Raw genomic sequence first — 17,641 nt, forward strand, 5'->3', positions numbered from 1 at the left:
ACAAGTCGAAAAATTGCATTTTGATAGGTTTTTCGATAGAAAGACTAATTTTTTAATGCTTGGGTTGTATTATTCTACGTGCTCTTCTATCGCGTCAAAATATCTATCAGCTACAATTTTAGCTCCAATAGCATTGTAGTGGAGATCATCTGCTAAAAATAGATCTTGCCATCCTTCTGCCATATCTACAGCAACCACTTTAGAATCCTCAGTTGTACGCTCTTCAGAAACAGTTAAAATAGCGTCATTAAAACCTTCAAATATCAAAATATTTTCATCTGTGTATATATCAGAAATAGCAGGTGCTATTTGTTCCATGAAAATAGTAACATCTGGATTGTTTTCTTGTAGAATATCAATAATAACATGCATATTGGCAATAGCCTGGTCATAAGAATTATCTCTGATGAGATCAATCCCCCCTATACCCATTAAAATTACATCAGGTACTTCTATATCAGCGAGTGTTGCCTCTATGGTGGTTAATACATTTTTTGTGGTGTATCCGCCTACGGCGGCATGATTTTTATCAAATTCTAAACCTAAAAATTCTGGATATTCAGCTTGATCCGTATTAGGACCTAGAAAGTCAACGGTCCAGTCGCTTTCAATTAGACTTTTCCACAGCTCATAACGATAACTTTCATGATATGGTCTATTTCCTTGAACTCTAGAATCTCCTATGGTTAGAATATTAATTTCATTGACAGGTGGCTCTTCTTCGATACCATCGTCATAACAGGAGAGTACAATAAAAAGTAATAGGAATGCGGCATACTTGTAAACTTTAGACAATTTCATAACATATTGATTTGGGGATCACAAATATAGTGTTTTTTGTGTAATTCAGCGATAAAATAATAATTTACAGGTAAGTTAATTCTTACAATATTATTGCGTATTTCACGTACTATGAACCATGGATCTAGGATAGTTGTTTACCTAAATCTCCGTAAATAGTGATATGCTTGCCATTTGATTACTATTTTATGTATTTTAATCATCATCATCCAAATCGTCTATGAGTGCTCCAGAAAGTATATGGATTAATACAGATGAAATACTACATCATTGATACGCTATTTAGAGAAAGTATTCTTGGCCATTAATTTTTTGGGAAATAAAAATAGCCATATGTTTATTATATAGAAAGAAAATAGCTTTTGATAACTTCTTATTCAAAGCTTGCGTATACTCATAAAGGTATTAGTATCTTTACAGACCAAAAATTTGTAGGATATGATATATCGTTTTAGAGTCATTCTAGATACCGAAGAAGATGTGTTTAGAGACTTAGAGATTGATCAGCAGGCGAGTCTTGAGGATTTGCATAATGCTATCAATCAGTCTTTTGGATTTGATGGTGGGGAGATGGCTTCTTTTTATAGAAGCGATGACCAGTGGAATCAAGGACAGGAAATTTCTCTTTTTGATATGAGTGATGGCACCACGGATGTACGCTTAATGAGTGAAACCTTAATAGAGGATGTGATTAGTGAAGCAGAAACTCGTATGCTATATGTATATGATTTTCTTAGTATGTGGCGTTTTATGGTAGAACTTGGAGAAATTGCCGAACGTGAAGAGGGTATTACTTATCCCAATCTTATGTTTGTACACGGACAAATTCCTGACCAGGCTCCAGAGATTGCTTTTGAAGCCGAAGAGAGTGATGATGATATAGAGTTTGAAGATGGTTTGGATATAGACGATCTTGATGACCTTAATTTTGACCAAAACTGGAATTAGTCATATCTCTAAAGAAATAACACATTATTTTATTCATCTAAGATGATGATATTTTAAACAATATCAGAATTACTTATAGATGCAACCAACAATACAACTGCCTCATGATTAACTTATACAACACGCAAATAGAGTCGCTTTCTATTCATAGAGTAGGAAATAAAAGTAAAGCAGAGGGTCTTTTTGTGTCTAATGACCCGTATCCGTTAAGTGATGAAATTACGCCTTTGATCAAGGAATTTTTCTTTAAGCCTTTTAGAGAAAAAGAAGAGAATTACTATCGTTTTGATCATGAGACTGATTTAGAATTTCACACCTTATTTGGAATTGTTCAAAAAGTTTTTGAAAACCCTAGCGCGACACACTTATTATCTGAAGAGATTGCAAAACATCTGTATGAGCAAAGTGAGCATCCGCATATCAAGGCAGGAGAGTTATATATCGCTCATTTAGAAAATGTCATGATCGATAATCAAAAAACAGATGCGATTGGTATTTTTAAAAGCGAGTTAAAGCAAGACTTTTTGCAATTTCGCGAAAGCGGATCTAACTTAGAAATGCTTTTAGAGCAAGGGATCAATCTTAATAAATTAGATAAAGGGTGCTTGATTATTAATCATAAAGCAGAAGAAGGATATAAAATCCTTTCGGTAGATTCTAATCGGTATGATACTAAATACTGGCTTGAAAATTTCTTGGGAGTAGAGATTTTTGAAGATGATAATTTTTACACCAAAAAGTATTTGAAGTTTTGTCAAGACTTTGCAAAAGATGTTGTTCTTCCTGCAGAAGATAAAAGAGAAGAGGTGTTGTTTATGAACCGTGCTGTGAATCATTTTGCAAAGAATGATGCTTTTAATGAAAGTGCGTTTATGAATGAAGTCTTGGAGAATCCTGATTTGATCCCAGAATTTAATCATTACAAAACGGAACAAGCGCCTAAATATAAAATAGAGGATCTTACCGATTTTCCTATTAGTAATAAGGCGGTAAGCTCTCAACGCAAAAAAATCAAAAACTTAATTCAATTAGATACTAACATTCAAATTAAACTTGATTTTATAAACCCTGAGAGTGCAGAAAAGTTTGTGGAAAAAGGTTGGGATGAAGAGAAGCAGATGTATTACTATCTCGTGTATTTCAATAAGGAAAATTAAGGGGATTCTTGCATTAACCTTTTAAGACTTACATCTTCGTAATTACGGCTTACAAACTCGAGGGCATTCTTTACAATTTGTCCCATAGATCTGGAGCGTTTAAACTTCATATCTTTCGTATAGTCATATAATTCAGATCGCAATTGGGATAAGTTTTCTTGGGTCGAAATTTTATCTGTGGTCATACAACTCATTAGCCTTTTAAGCCGAGTGCGGGAAGCAATAACACGTTTTGCGAGGACGGCACGCTCTTCTTTTTGATAGAGTTCAATAACGCTAGCACTTAACATTTTTGAAACCAAGTCAACCATCCTAAAATTTTCCTTAAAGATATGAGGTTTATATACTTTAAGTTTTCCTTCATAACATTGCTGATCAAAATCAATAGCGCGTATTTTATATTTAATATGGTCAAAATCATGCGTTGGAATCACCACATAGTTATAAGAACGCATATCTCCTAGTAGCACAATGGTACATCGCTCATTAAATTTAACAAACTCTTTGGCAATTTGTGCTCTTCCTACTTCATCACATTTGTCAAGGTAATTTGCGATAAACTCATCTCCTGGAATTCCAGCAATATGTTCTTCTATAAGTGTATCTGTATACACTAGAAAGTTAATTCTGTTAGGAGATAATATATGTTCAAGCTCTAAACCATAAATTCTACTCGCATCAGCTCTTTTTACATAAAAGTAGGTGTAGTTATCGTTATAGATGTTTTTAATTTTTATTCGGAAGGGTTTTGAATTTCCAAAAGAGCAATAATCTATAGAGGCTACTTCTAGAAAGGGAAGAATCTGCTCATTTCCATCTGAGTGAAGTACCGCATATACACGCTTTAAACTATCCATGATCTCTTCTCTCTCATGCTCAGCATAGTACACACTAATCCACAACGTGTCATTATCTTGTTGATCATAAAGATTCACTCCTCCTGTAAAACGTAAAAGGTCATCATAAGAGACAGATATTTTAATATCCCTATTGTATTTTTTTAAAAAATCATGAAGTTTTTGATTAACAGGGTAGGCAGGCTTCTTTTTAGACATTAATTTTTCTTCCATAGCGTAGGTTTAAAACACAATATAAGAAAGTGATGTAACAATTGCTAGGCTTTAACGTCTTGTTTACATAACACAACCTAAAAAATAATAACTTCTTGGAAACTATACTCACATTAAATAAACTTACCAAACATTATGGTGCGGTACGTGCAGTAAATGATCTTTCATTTACTATAGAAAAGGGTAATGTATACGGTATCTTAGGGCCTAACGGAAGTGGAAAATCAACCACTTTAGGAATGGTGCTTAATGTTGTAAACGCTACAAGAGGCAGCTATCATTGGTTTGATGGATCTGACTCTACACATAACGCTCTTAAAAAGGTAGGCGCTATTATTGAACGTCCTAATTTTTACCCCTATATGACTGCAAGTCAAAACCTTGGGTTGGTATGCCAAATAAAAGGAGTGTCTAAAGATAAAATAGACGAAAAACTAGAAATCGTTGGTTTATTAGATCGTAAGGATAGTAAATTTAGAACCTATTCTTTAGGAATGAAACAACGTCTTGCCATTGCATCGGCTTTATTGAATGATCCTGAAATTTTAATACTTGACGAGCCTACCAATGGTTTAGATCCTCAGGGAATACATCAAATCCGGGAGATTATAAAAAAAATTGCAGCGACTGGAACAACTATTTTATTAGCCTCTCACTTACTTGATGAGGTAGAGAAGGTCTGTTCACATGTGGTAATTTTACGTAAGGGTGTCATGTTGTATTCAGGTCGTGTAGATGCCATGAATGCAAGTCATGGTTTCTTTGAACTTAAGTGTGATGATACTAAGAAACTTGTAACCTACCTTAAAAGCAATCCTATGTTTGGAGAGGTTAAAACAGAAGGTGATTTGGTGACAGGATTTTTAAAAACACCGCTTAGCGCGAAAGAATTAAACAGCCAACTTCATGCGCAAGGCATTGTTCTTAGCCATCTTGTACAACGTAAAGAAAGCTTAGAAGAGCAGTTTTTACAATTGACTAACAACCTAAACTAAACCACCATGTTACGACTTTTAACCATAGAATATTACAAGCTTAAACACAATAAAACCTCAAGAGTATTGATCTTGGGTTACTTTATATTACTTTCTGCGATTGCACTTTTGGCCTCTATAAAATTTAATCTTTTTGGAGCTGAGTTCCGCCTAGCAGATCAAGGCATTTTTAATTTCCCCTATATATGGCATTTTAACACATATATAGCGGCTATTCTCAAATTTTTCTTAGCCGTTGTGATTGTATCGATGACAGCCAATGAATATAGTAACAGAACACTTAAACAAAACCTGATAGATGGATTGAGTAAAAAAGAATTTATTTTATCCAAATTTATTACGGTGATCGTTTTTTCTGCGATCTCTACTGTTTTTATTTTTGTTGTGAGCTTGTTATTAGGATTATCTTTTTCAGACTTTAATGAGTTCAGTATTATTACGCAAGATTTAGAATATCTATTTGCATTTTTCTTAAAACTAGTTGGCTTTTTCTCTTTCTGTTTATTCCTAGGAATATTAATAAAGCGATCGGCATTTGCCATAGGATTTTTACTTTTCTGGTACTTTATAGAAGGAATCGTACAACTGATTATGTTATATTTTGAAAACAAGTACGATATGGAAGGATTACGTTCCTCCGTAGTCCAGTTCTTGCCACTAGAATCTATGAGTAATCTTATTGAGCAACCTTTTACACGATTAAATGTTATCCAGTCTGCGGCTAATCAATTACAAACTGATATAGGATTTGATTACGCAGTACATTGGTATGAAATTGCCATTGTATCGGTATGGATTTTCTTATTTATTTATGGGTCTTTTGCATTATTGAAAAAGCGTGATTTATAAATAGTTTTATGCTTTCGCGAAAGCATAAAAAGAATCAAACAATAAAATATACAAGAGTCAAGATTTCACTATAAAGTCTTGACTCTTTTTTGTGCGTATGTTCTTTGTGTGTACGCTTTCGCGAAAGCGTACACTACATGCTTCTTTATGATTGAGGAGGTTCTGGTATAGTATATCCAAAAAAGAAATCTTACATTTATAGGATACGAGGCAGTTATGCAAAAAAACTACACGATCATCCTACTCTTTTTTCTTTTGATGACTTCTTGGATGGGGGCACAAGAAATCGCGCAGTTTACCGTATTTGCAGGTCGTTTTGATTATACTGCAATAGGAAACACGCTCAATACTGGAGAAAATGGGGTAAATGCTCCTTGCGAAATCCTTACTGAAAGTAGTGCTACCTTAACGCTTGAGCCAGACCAAACCGTAGAAGCCGCGTATTTGTATTGGGCAGGTTCAGGAACAGGCGATTTTGATATTACGCTCAATGATATTCCCCTTACCGCAGAGCGTACGTTTGCAGATCAAATAGATGAAGATCGTGTGTTTTTTGCTGGGTTTGTAGACGTCACCGCCATTGTCCAAGAGACTGGGGCAGGAGAGTATACCTTCGGCGATTTAGATTTAACCGATGTGATTCCGCCTTTTTGTCCCACAGGCACCAACTTTGCTGGGTGGGCAATCACCGTGATTTTTGAAGACCCAGATCTGCCACTCAATCTTGTCAATGTATTTGATGGACTTGAAAATGTCTCTCAGTTTAACAATGAACTCACCATCGAATTAGAAAACCTCAACGTTTTAGACAATGAAAATGCACGTATCGGTTTTATCGCCTGGGAAGGCGATGCAGGAATTGCAGTAAATGAAACCTTATCTATCAACGGTAATATTCTAAGCAACCCTCCTCTAAATCCAGCCGATAATCAATTTAATGGCACCAATAGCTTTACAGGGCAAGATGATTTGTTTAATATGGATATCGATTTTTATAATATCGAAAATAATATCAACATAGGAGATACCTCTGCTACTATTATGCTGACGTCCGGACAGGATTTTGTGATGATTAACAATATCATCACCGTATTAAATAGTCAGCTACCTGATGGTGTAATTACTGTAGATACGTCTGATGTTACCTGTGGAAGCAGAGATATAGCCGTGAGTTATACCGTATCAAATCTAGGCACAGATCCATTACCCTCAGGAACACCTATTGCATTTTATGCAGATGGAATACTTGTAGGGACAACCACAACTACAATAGCGATACTTCCCAATGAATCGCTAACAGAAACTAGTACACTTACAATCCCTAACGGGATTCCTGACGTTTTTAACCTAATCGCAGTGATCGATGATGATGGAACTGGAAATGGTATCGTCACAGAAACAAATGAAGTGAATAATGAGTCGGCAAGTGTTACAGTCAATCTCAATGTAATAGATATCGTAACCCCTCTAGAAAACTTGAGTGTTTGTGATGATGAGACCAACGATGGAGTGGCTATTTTTGATCTTACTGTAAATGGTGACGCAGCCATAAATGGACAAACAGGAATTATAGTCACCTATCATGAGACACCACAAGATGCGATGACAGGAGATAATCCTATTTTAACCCCAGAGACGTATGTTAATATATCTAATCCTCAAGAAGTATTCGTAAGGTTTAGTTTAGAAGTAGACCCATTATGTGTCCGTATCGAGTCATTTATAATAGAGGTCATCGCAGCGCCAGTCATTCCTCTGTTAGATGATATCACTGTATGTGATGATGTGAGTAATGATGGAGTTGCTACTTTTGATTTGACATTCCAAAACGCGCTTATTATAGGAACGCAAACAAATGTAACTATCCAATTCTTTACAAGCTTTGAAGATGCATCGACAGCAACCAATCCTATTGTGACGCCTGAAGCTTTTCAAAATACATCCAATACACAATCCATTTTTGTACGACTGACCAATACCTTAGCATCTGTTTGTTTTGATGTCGCTTCTTTTCAACTTGACGTAGAAGATGTGCCTGTGATTGCAAATCCCCTAGAAAGTTTTCTAGTCTGTGACGATCAAGGAAATGATGGTGTATTTACTTTTGACTTTACCATCAATGAAACCCTTTCCGTAGGAAGTCAAACAGACGTATCAGTAAGTTTTCATATCACAGAACAAGATGCAATAGACGGAGTAAATTCTATTCCTAATCCAGATAGCTTTGAGAATACCACATCCCCACAAACTATATATGTGCGTATCGTACAAGATGACGACTTGATCTGTGTTACAACTGACTCCTTTGCATTAGAGGTGTTTAATCAACCGATCGTTCCTGTTTTAGAAGATTTTGTTGCTTGTGATGATAGTAGTAATGATGGTATTTTACTATTTGATCTTACCCAGCAAGAAAGTATACTTCTCGCGGGTCAAGAAGAAGTTGTGATTACGTATCATACAACCATAGAAGATGCAGAGCTAGGTATTGGAAACATTCAAAACCCGGAGAGTTTTCAAAATACAACCAACCCTCAAAACATCTATGTACGATTAGAGAATCCTAGCAATACCAGTTGTTTTGACTTAGGCATCTTTTCTCTAGAGGCACAAACCATTGCAACACCTCAAGTATTGCCGGAAATTATCTCTTGTAATGAAGGCTTTGAGATGGCTGTTTTTGATTTGGTTACTGCCGCAGAAGCGATTGTATTACTAGATGGGGAAACGATCACGGGATATTACCGAAATGCAGACGATGCTTTTAATGAAGAAAATCAAATTACAGATCCGTTTTCTTATACCAACACTACCAATCCCCAGACGATTTTTATTCGCACCGATAGTCTAGATAGTAATACATGTTACAACCTAGCAATAGTATCATTGTCTATAGAGAATTGTCCTCCCTTTGTGCCCGAAGGCTTTTCTCCAAACGGAGACTCCATCAACGATACGTTTGAAATTAGCGGGCTCAAAGATATATTTGACTATGAACTTACCATTTATTCTAGATTAGGGAACCTTATTTATAGAGGAGATCCCAGCATTCCGTTTTGGGATGGAACTCCAAATGAGGGGATTGGAGGAAGTGAAGCCCCCACTGGGGTGTACTTTTGGGTCTTAAAATTAGGCGACCCTAATTTTGAAGATCGAGTCGGTTGGGTGTACTTAAACCGATAGCGAGAATTTCTTAGTGAAATTCAATTATAAGAAGTCTGCAAGACGTACTTAAACCCGCATTATGCATTAGAACTTCGTAATGATGCTTATTTACGTTGTAATAGATTTTCTAATGCATAATGCGGGTTAAAATTGTAAGGTGAACTCCTGCCCGTCCGGCAGGCGGGAATCCCGCTGTTTGCTGAACTCGTTTCAGTATCTGGCGGGATCTAGATTTAATACTTCTTAGTATTGTAAAATAAAAAAGGGGTATCATCTAAAATGATTTTAGCACACAAATCGTTGATAAGAATTTCTTACAAAAGTCTGTTAAAATTCACTAGCTTTGTGCGATCCTTCTAACACTATGATTTTTAGAGAACTTAATCTTAATAATTCCTTATGGAATGCACTGGAAGACCTTGGTTTTTCAGAAGCTACGTCTATTCAAGAACTTGCTTTTTCTCCCGTCATGTCGGGTAGAGATGTGGTAGGTATTGCACAAACAGGTACGGGAAAAACGTATGCATATATGCTCCCAATCCTACGAGTTTTGACACATTCTCGTCAAGAAACACCCAGAGTGTTAATACTAGTCCCCACACGAGAATTGGTAGTTCAGGTAGTTGACGAAATAGAGAAACTCTCCAAATATCTAGAAGTCCGTGTGGCAGGTGTATATGGAGGAGCAAACATCAACACACAGAAAAAACGTATTGCAGAGGGACAGGATATTATTGTTGCCACTCCAGGTCGATTGTTTGATCTTGCTGTAAGTAGGGTATTACAACTTAAGACCATCCAGAAATTAGTCATTGATGAGGTAGATGTGATGCTAGATCTAGGATTCAGACCTCAGTTGATGAATATCTTTGATGTCTTACCTCCACGCAGACAAAACATTATGTTTTCTGCAACGATGACAGATGATGTCGATGCACTAATTACTGATTTTTTCCAAAACCCTCAGCGTATTTCTGTCGCTCGTAGTGGTACGCCTTTGGAGAATATCACGCAAATAGGCTACAAGATTCCTAACTTTTATACTAAAGTGAACTTTCTTTTAGCAGAGCTCGCTTCCGCGAAAGCGTACCCAAAAGCACTCCTCTTTACAAGAGACAAACGGATGGCTGACCGCCTCTTTAAAAGACTAGACGAAGCATTCCCACAACAATGTGAAGTCATTCATTCTAATAAAACTCAAAACTACCGCCTCAATAGTATTAAAGATTTTGAAGAAGGTGTCGTGCGTATTCTTGTGGCCACCGATGTGATGGCGAGAGGACTCGATATAGACGATATCTCTCATGTGATTAATGTAGATACGCCAAGCTATCCTGAAAACTACCTACATCGTATTGGTAGAACAGGGCGTGCACAACGACAAGGAACAGCCATCGTTCTGACCACCCCTCAAGAAGAGAAATTTTTAGAAGAAATTGAGGAATTAATGCAGTATAAAGTTCCGCAAAAAGTCTTGTCAGATGCTATTGAAATATCTGATGAACTCGCTCCAGAAGAACGCCCAGAAGCAAAAGAAATTTATAATCCTTTAAACAGAAAGAATAGTGATGAAGATGCTCCTGGTCCAGCGTTTCACGAAAAGAAGGAAAAAAACAAAAAAGTTAATTTAGGCGGATCTTATAGCAGAACAATCAAGCAAAAATATAAAAAACCTAAAACTAGAGGAGATAAAAACTATAACAAACGAAATAAGCGAAAATGATAAAAAAGGTTCTCTTTAAATGGATTGTTTTTTGTGTTTTTACAGTATGCGTATCTTCTTGTGTAGAAAGAACTGAATTTGATCCAGATGCCTACGTGAGACCTTTAGAAATTGTCAAACTATCGGAAAATAATTATCAATACATCTCGTATTTAAAGCTGAGTCAATCAAATTTTTATCCATGCAACGGATATGTGTATATATCTGATGGAGAAGCCGTTGTGTTTGATTCTCCTATAGATGAAACGAGCGCTTCACAACTTATTCATTTTTTACAAAACGAGCTGAAAGTAGAATTGAAGGGAGTGATTGTAAATCACTTTCATGCAGATGCAGCAGGCGGATTAGAAGCTTTCGCGAAAGCAAATATACCTTCATACGCATCCAGTATAACCGCTCAAATACTACATAATGATGCTGTAGAGATTACCTATCCTTTTGAAACAAAACAAGAACTTAAAGTAGGAAGCACCGTTGTAGAAAATACCTATTTTGGACCTGCGCATACACAAGATAATATCGTCTCTTATATTCCTGATGAACATTTATTATACGGTGGATGTATGATAAAATCATTGTATGCAGGAAAAGGAAATCTTGAAGATGCCTACGTTCAGCAATGGCCAGAAACGGTTGGCAAAATAAAAGAAGCCTATCCAGAGGTGCAAGTGGTGATTCCAGGACATGGTGGTAAAGGGGATGCCCGTTTACTAGATTATACCATTGAATTATTTTCTGATGATACGACAGATTATAGTCATAATTTAGAATAATTCCAAAAGTCTTTATATATATCTTAGAGCAATAATAGTAACTTAAAAAAATGTGATTTCCGTGTACACGGAAATGAGAAAGATATGGAAGACAATAAAAAAAGAGGAGGAGATGCTCCTATTGCATGTGACGTAGAAGCAGGAAAAAAATATTCATGGTGTACCTGTGGGCATAGTGAGAATCAGCCTTTTTGTGATGGATCTCACAAAGCTGCCGAAAGCACCCCTAGTTTACGTTTTGAAGCAACAGAAACAAAAACAGCGTATTTGTGTACCTGTAAACTGACTAAGAATCCACCGTATTGCGATGGGTCGCATAATGGTTAGACAACATTATATTTTATACTAAAAACAGCAGATTGTAAACGTACAATCTGCTGTTTTTGTTTTGATCTTTTCTGGTTAAAAATCTAATAATAAACGCCCAACTCCGAATATTGAATTAAGAATATAAGGTGATTGAGTGATTTTCGCTTTTCGCGAAAATAGTATCGAAATTACCGATTGAAGGTTCTTAAACTTAAAAAAGATGTAAGGAGATTGAGTGATTTTAATACGTAACGTAGTGAAGTTTTAAAATTGTACCGAAATCACCGATGGGAAGTTTAGAAATTTCACTTCAAACTAAGCCCAATTTCTTTTCCCTTTTCAATCATAAACGCATGCGCAGCCTCATGTTCATTAGGAATCACGCCTTCTAGAATTGCTTCTTTAATGGCTTCTTTGATAATCCCAATTTCTCGTCCTGGAGAAAGCCCAAAGGTTTCCATGATCTCCTCACCAGAAACAGGCGGTTGAAAATTACGGATATGATCACGCTCTTCGACCTCTTTAATTTTACTGCGGACTACTTTAAAATTGTTGTGATAGCGTTTAAAACGTCTGGGGTTTTTAGTGGTAATATCGGCTTCACATAAGGTCATGAGATCTTCAATATAATCGCCAGCATCAAATACCAATCTTCGCACAGCACTATCGGTTACATGATCTTCAGAGATCACGATGGGTCGCGAACTCATTAACACCATTTTCTGCACGAACTTCATCTTATCATTCAGCGGCATTTTGAGACGCTTAAATAACTTGTACACCATTTTGGAACCTACAAATTCATGACCGTGAAAGGTCCAACCGACTTTTTTACTGAATTTTTTGGTGGGTGCTTTCCCAATGTCATGCAATAAAGCAGCCCATCGCAACCATAAATCATCGGTGTTTTTAGAAATATTATCAACCACTTCCAACGTATGATAAAAATTATCTTTATGCTTTTGACCTTCCACTTCGTCGATGCCTTTTAGCGCCATTAATTCAGGAAGAATATAGGGTAATAAGCCTGTTTTTTCTAGAAGTAAGAACCCTTTTGAAGGTGTTGGGCTGCCCATGATTTTATGAAGTTCGACGACTATACGCTCTTTGGTAATGATCTTGATGCGATCTGCATTACGCTTGATAGAAGCCAAGGATTCTTTTTCAATCGTAAAGTTGAGTTGTGAAGCAAACCGAATCCCTCGCATCATCCGCAATGGGTCGTCACTATACGTGATATCCGGGTCTAGTGGGGTTCTGATGATTCTTTTTTTCAGGTCTTCAATACCTCCAAACGGATCTACAAGTTCTCCATAATGGGCATCATTCAATCGAATAGCAAGGGCATTGATCGTAAAATCTCGACGGTTTTGATCATCTTGTAAACTTCCGTCTTCTACAATAGGATTTCGGCTATCTTTAGTATAGGATTCTTTTCGGGCACCCACAAACTCTACTTCAATTTGACCGCTTTTGAGCATGGCGGTTCCGTAGGTTTTAAACACCTGAATCTTTGGCTTGTTGGGAAGGAGCTCGGAAACCTTTCGCGCAAGCGCAATACCACTTCCTACAGCAACTACATCAATATCTTTTGCGGTTCCTCGTTGTAAGATATAATCTCTCACAAAACCACCAATCACATAGGTCTCGAGGTTTAGTGCATCAGCTGCCTGAGAGATGGTTTTAAAAATAGGTTCAGATAAAGCGTTTTGGTAATTAGGCATTCGTATAAGTTTAATCGGGTCTTTTTTATTTTAACGTAACGCTGTTTTGAAAAGCCCAAAGACGAATTCAAAATAGCTAGTTGAACCTGCCTATGCAGGCAGGCTAATCCCGCTTTTTCAGCGGGATCTATGATTTATGACTCTTTATTTTCTAATAATCGTGACTTTTCCATCATTACTCAGCTTAATGATAGCAGATGGCGGAAGACTTTTCTTATCTCGATCCAAATTTACAATATAGTCGACGCCTTCCAAAATCACAGGATCGATCTCACTGAATCTTTTAGGCGTAGGAGCACCTTCTACATTGGCACTGGTCGAAACAATGGGTTTTCTAAATTTCTTGAGCAGAATATTACAAAATTTGTTTCGGCATACCCGAAAGCCCAGCGTATTGTCTGGTGCAATGAGATTTTCAGAAATACGAATCGGATCATCGTAAATGATGGTGGTAGGTTTTACAGCGTATTTTAAAATATCGTATGCTACTTCAGGAATATCTTCAACATATTGTTGTAGCATTTTAAAATCACTTACCAAACAGATTAAAGACTTGTTTGCTGCTCGTTTTTTTAGTCGATACACCTTTTCGATGGCTTCTGCATTTGTGGCATCACATCCTATGCCCCAAACCGTATCAGTCGGGTAGAGGATAAGACCTCCTCTTTTAAGGGTAGCAATGGCTTTTTCGTGTTCTTCTCTCATAGTATAAGCTATCTAAAATGTAAGACTTTTATAAACGTCTATATAGTGTTGTGCGGCACGCGCCCAACTAAATTGTTTTGTATGTTCAATATATGCCTTTGAAAGCGCTTCTTGATTTTTAAAATACATCGCTAACCCTTCTTTTAATACCGTTGCCATATATTCAGGATCATAATGATCCCAATAAAAAGCGTGGGTTCCACCTACTTCAGGTAAGGAGGTGTTATTAGATATAAATACAGGCTTTCCAAATCGCATGGCTTCTATCGGTGGAATTCCAAAGCCTTCTCGTAACGATGGAAAGACAAAAGCGGTGCAGTGTTTTAGGTAATATTGTTTGTCAAATTCAGAGATTTTTCCTGTAATGATCACCCTGTCTTGGAGTCCGTGTTTCTCTATAGACGCTTGTAAGGTGGTTTTTGCATAGTCGGTGCCGCTATTTCCCGAAAGAACGAGTTTGTATTCAGGAACCAATGCGAGCATCTCCACCAGTGAATGGAAGTTTTTGCGAGTACTAAATTCTCCAATACTAAACAAAAAAGGACCCTCAATCGCTACCTTCGGATGATGGTCTTTAGGCAATGTAATGATCTCTAGAGTATTCCCATTATAAATGATATGCTCAGGCACATTGGGTACCTTAAAATACTTGTGTGTAGATGCTTGAGAATATTTAGAAATGTACGTAATGGCATGACTCCGATCTAGTTTTGCCTGAAACCGCTGATTGCTCTCATGGTTCAAATCTGTAGAGACTTCATCTATAAAATTCACGTCGTGCACCGTAAGCACATATGGAAGATCATGATGCGGTTCTATTTTTACATTTTGATTAAGTGAATGCCATACATCATACTTTTTGCGGATTCTAAAAGGAGCCCGTCTATGCAGGGTGTAGTATTTTTTGTAATCAAAATAATCGCCAAATTCTTCCTGAAGTGGTGTTGGATTCTTAGCATATAGGGTACAACGTAGGTCTGTCTCTTGTGCTTCGTAAATTCCTTTAATCAAGTGATAATTAAACTGTCCAAAACCTGTTTTTAGGTTTTTGATATTATGGCTTTCTAAAAAAACAGTTGGGATACTAGACATGATGGCAAAGATAAATGAAAACTCCTGATTGTTCATTATTTTATAAACGGTAGTTTCAGTAGTTTTGCAGAGTGAAGTATCATATAGCGTCTACATATCAAGATCAGGCAGATCGTATTTTGGATATCGTGACTCATTTTGAGTCTCGAGGTGAAAATTTTGATGAGCGTAATCGCAATTCCCTCAAGCTGTTTGACCTTGACGGAGAAACCATTAATGTGAAATCGTTTAAGGTGCCTAATCTGATTAATAAGATTGCCTATCGGTATTTTAGAACCTCCAAAGCACGTCGGTCTTTTGAATATGCCCATCGGTTGTTGGAAAAAGGAGTGCTTACCCCAGCGCCTATTGCGTATTTTGAAGAACGCGGATGGTTCTTTGGGCGAAGTTATTACGTGAGTAAACATTTGTCGTATGACTTGACGTATCGCGAACTCATACGTGACTCGGAGTATGCAGGTAATGAAGAAATGTTGTCCGCTTTCGCGAAATTTACCCAAGGTTTACATCAAAAAAATATTCATTTTCTAGATCACTCTCCTGGGAATACCCTCATCAACATCAAAGAAAATGGATACGATTTTTACCTAGTAGATCTCAACCGAATGGAATTTGGCCCTATGGATTTTAAAACCCGTATGGCAAACTTCAGGCGTTTATCGGCTATTGAATCTCAAGTGCGAATCATGGCAACGGCCTATGCCAGCGCCAGTGGTGAAGACCCAGATACCGTGTTTATTGCCATGTGGCAAGAGATTCAAGAGTTTCAAAAAGGATTTCATAGAAAGAAACGACTCAAGAAAAAACTTAAATTCTGGAAGCGCTCCTAGATAATAGAAGAAGTGTTTACTATGGGAATCTTTCTTTATATGCTTTCGCGAAAGCGGACACAGAAATCATAAAATCTTTTATCCCTTAAAATAAACGTACCTTTGCATCATACACGAAATGACATCATACACTAAAAGTCATTTCTTATCTTAAGACTTATTTATGTCATTTCAATCATTGGGCTTATCTGATGCCCTACTCAAAGCAGTGAGTAAAAAAGGATACACAACTCCTTCTCCTATTCAAGAAAAAGCCATTCCTCCTATATTAGAGGGAAAAGATGTGCTTGCTTCTGCGCAAACAGGAACTGGGAAAACAGCAGGGTTTACTTTACCGATGTTGCAATTATTAACCAAAACACCTGCGCAACGCAGACGTCCTATACGAGCATTAGTGCTCACACCCACGCGCGAACTCGCAGCACAGGTGTACGACAACGTAAAAGAATACAGTGCGTTTTTAGATATGAAATCTACCGTTATTTTTGGGGGAGTAAATCAGAATCCACAGGTACGTACCTTACGACAAGGGGTCGATATTTTGATTGCTACGCCAGGGCGTTTATTGGATTTGATCAATCAAGGCGAATTATCACTGTCTAAAATAGAGTTTCTCGTATTAGATGAAGCAGATCGTATGCTAGATATGGGATTTGTGAGGGATATTAAGAAAGTGATTTCACTAGTACCTAAAAACAGACAAACCTTATTGTTTAGTGCCACGTTCTCTAAAGAGATTAAAGCATTGGCCAGCAGTATGCTTAAGAATCCAATACTCGTAGAGGCAACCCCAGAAAATACGACTGCCGAAAAAGTAGATCAAACTACCTATCGCGTTGATAAATCTAAGAAAACAGCACTTGTTACCAAATTAATTGATGATGGTAACTGGGATCAGGTATTGGTGTTTACACGCACCAAACATGGCGCTAATAGACTAAGTCAGAAATTGGATAAAGCGGGAATTACATCGGCGGCGATTCATGGAAATAAAACCCAAAATGCACGAACAAGGGCGTTAGATGGTTTTAAAAAGGGAAAGATTAGAGTGCTTGTGGCAACAGATATTGCGGCACGTGGTCTCGATATTCCGTTACTGCCGTATGTGATTAATTATGAGCTTCCTAATGTACCTGAAGATTACGTGCATCGTATTGGACGTACTGGGCGAGCAGGTGCTAGCGGTAACGCAATCTCCTTTGTGGGTGTAGATGAAACAGAGTACGTGCGCGGTATTGAAAAATTACTAGGTGAGCGCTTACCAAGTAGCGTAGTGCCAGGTTTTGAACCCACAGATACCATTGAACAGCTAAAAGCACAGGCAGCCGAAAATAAACGAAATCACAGACAGTCTAGAGGTACTAAACAAGGACAAGGTGCTCCAAAAGGAGGCGGAGGTAGTAGCCGTGCTAAGAATACTCAAAGTCGTCATAGAAGAAAATCATAAGATTAGATAATAGCTAGTAGATCTGGTTATTTAGGGAATTTATATATAGAAAA

General features: G+C 37.2%; 15 protein-coding genes. 10 read left to right on the top strand and 5 right to left on the bottom strand.

Translation table 11 applies throughout. The features are described from left to right. Positions 1-69: 69 nt before the first annotated feature. Positions 70-801, bottom strand: coding sequence for an SGNH/GDSL hydrolase family protein (locus tag ACFO3O_RS09500; RefSeq protein ID WP_379978367.1), 732 nt, complete (start codon positions 799-801; stop codon positions 70-72). Positions 802-1,239: 438 nt separating this feature from the next. On the opposite strand from ACFO3O_RS09500, the gene ACFO3O_RS09505 reads away from it, so the two are divergent. Together ACFO3O_RS09505 and ACFO3O_RS09510 are read left to right on the top strand one after the other, a co-directional pair. Next, a complete protein-coding gene (locus ACFO3O_RS09505; protein WP_379978368.1) occupies positions 1,240-1,749 on the top strand; it encodes an IS1096 element passenger TnpR family protein in 510 nt (169 codons plus the stop codon). Positions 1,750-1,853: 104 nt separating this feature from the next. Then, complete coding sequence (locus tag ACFO3O_RS09510; protein WP_379978369.1) at positions 1,854-2,906, top strand: nucleoid-associated protein; 1,053 nt, start codon at positions 1,854-1,856, stop codon at positions 2,904-2,906. Here ACFO3O_RS09510 and ACFO3O_RS09515 read toward each other — a convergent pair. Then, positions 2,903-3,976: a hypothetical protein gene (locus ACFO3O_RS09515; RefSeq protein ID WP_379978370.1), complete on the bottom strand. Its 1,074-nt coding sequence runs from the start codon at positions 3,974-3,976 to the stop codon at positions 2,903-2,905. The two genes, ACFO3O_RS09510 and ACFO3O_RS09515, sit on opposite strands and share 4 nt — an antisense overlap. Positions 3,977-4,071: 95 nt before the next feature. Between ACFO3O_RS09515 and ACFO3O_RS09520 the strand changes: the two genes are divergently transcribed. The 6 genes from ACFO3O_RS09520 (at position 4,072) to ACFO3O_RS09545 (ending at position 11,808) form a co-directional block, all read left to right on the top strand. Next, positions 4,072-4,971 (top strand): ABC transporter ATP-binding protein, encoded by a 900-nt coding sequence (locus ACFO3O_RS09520; RefSeq protein ID WP_379978371.1) that lies wholly within the window; start codon positions 4,072-4,074, stop codon positions 4,969-4,971. A gap of 6 nt (positions 4,972-4,977) precedes the next feature. Continuing rightward, positions 4,978-5,820: an ABC transporter permease gene (locus ACFO3O_RS09525; protein ID WP_379978372.1), complete on the top strand. Its 843-nt coding sequence runs from the start codon at positions 4,978-4,980 to the stop codon at positions 5,818-5,820. A gap of 216 nt (positions 5,821-6,036) precedes the next feature. Next, the gene (locus ACFO3O_RS09530) at positions 6,037-9,003 is read left to right on the top strand and encodes a T9SS type B sorting domain-containing protein (protein WP_379978373.1); all 2,967 of its coding nucleotides are present in this window, start codon (positions 6,037-6,039) and stop codon (positions 9,001-9,003) included. A gap of 346 nt (positions 9,004-9,349) precedes the next feature. After that, positions 9,350-10,708 carry a DEAD/DEAH box helicase gene (locus tag ACFO3O_RS09535; RefSeq protein WP_379978374.1) on the top strand — a complete coding sequence of 453 codons (1,359 nt, stop codon included), beginning with the start codon at positions 9,350-9,352 and terminating at the stop codon, positions 10,706-10,708. After that, positions 10,705-11,481: a subclass B1 metallo-beta-lactamase gene (bla, locus tag ACFO3O_RS09540; protein WP_379978375.1), complete on the top strand. Its 777-nt coding sequence runs from the start codon at positions 10,705-10,707 to the stop codon at positions 11,479-11,481. The genes ACFO3O_RS09535 and bla overlap by 4 nt, the downstream gene beginning before the upstream one ends. A gap of 84 nt (positions 11,482-11,565) precedes the next feature. Beyond that, positions 11,566-11,808 carry a CDGSH iron-sulfur domain-containing protein gene (locus ACFO3O_RS09545; RefSeq protein ID WP_379978376.1) on the top strand — a complete coding sequence of 81 codons (243 nt, stop codon included), beginning with the start codon at positions 11,566-11,568 and terminating at the stop codon, positions 11,806-11,808. 287 nt (positions 11,809-12,095) lie between these two features. On the opposite strand, the gene ACFO3O_RS09550 is transcribed toward ACFO3O_RS09545, so the two are convergent. The 3 genes from ACFO3O_RS09550 to ACFO3O_RS09560 all read right to left on the bottom strand — a co-directional run bounded on the left by ACFO3O_RS09550 (position 12,096) and on the right by ACFO3O_RS09560 (position 15,347). Then, the gene (locus tag ACFO3O_RS09550) at positions 12,096-13,514 is read right to left on the bottom strand and encodes a CCA tRNA nucleotidyltransferase (RefSeq protein WP_379978377.1); all 1,419 of its coding nucleotides are present in this window, start codon (positions 13,512-13,514) and stop codon (positions 12,096-12,098) included. Positions 13,515-13,658: 144 nt separating this feature from the next. Beyond that, positions 13,659-14,219 carry an L-threonylcarbamoyladenylate synthase gene (locus ACFO3O_RS09555; RefSeq protein ID WP_379978378.1) on the bottom strand — a complete coding sequence of 187 codons (561 nt, stop codon included), beginning with the start codon at positions 14,217-14,219 and terminating at the stop codon, positions 13,659-13,661. Positions 14,220-14,231: 12 nt separating this feature from the next. Beyond that, the gene (locus tag ACFO3O_RS09560) at positions 14,232-15,347 is read right to left on the bottom strand and encodes a glycosyltransferase family 4 protein (protein ID WP_379978379.1); all 1,116 of its coding nucleotides are present in this window, start codon (positions 15,345-15,347) and stop codon (positions 14,232-14,234) included. A 35-nt stretch (positions 15,348-15,382) separates the two neighbouring features. Between ACFO3O_RS09560 and ACFO3O_RS09565 the strand changes: the two genes are divergently transcribed. Beyond that, a complete protein-coding gene (locus ACFO3O_RS09565) occupies positions 15,383-16,141 on the top strand; it encodes a lipopolysaccharide kinase InaA family protein (protein ID WP_379978380.1) in 759 nt (252 codons plus the stop codon). Between the two features lie 163 nt (positions 16,142-16,304). Continuing rightward, on the top strand, positions 16,305-17,588 hold the full coding sequence (locus ACFO3O_RS09570) for a DEAD/DEAH box helicase (RefSeq protein WP_379978381.1): 1,284 nt from the start codon (positions 16,305-16,307) through the stop codon (positions 17,586-17,588). The last annotated feature ends 53 nt before the right edge of the window (positions 17,589-17,641 follow it).

Source organism: Dokdonia ponticola (genome assembly GCF_042653865.1).
GTDB lineage: Bacteria > Bacteroidota > Bacteroidia > Flavobacteriales > Flavobacteriaceae > Dokdonia > Dokdonia ponticola.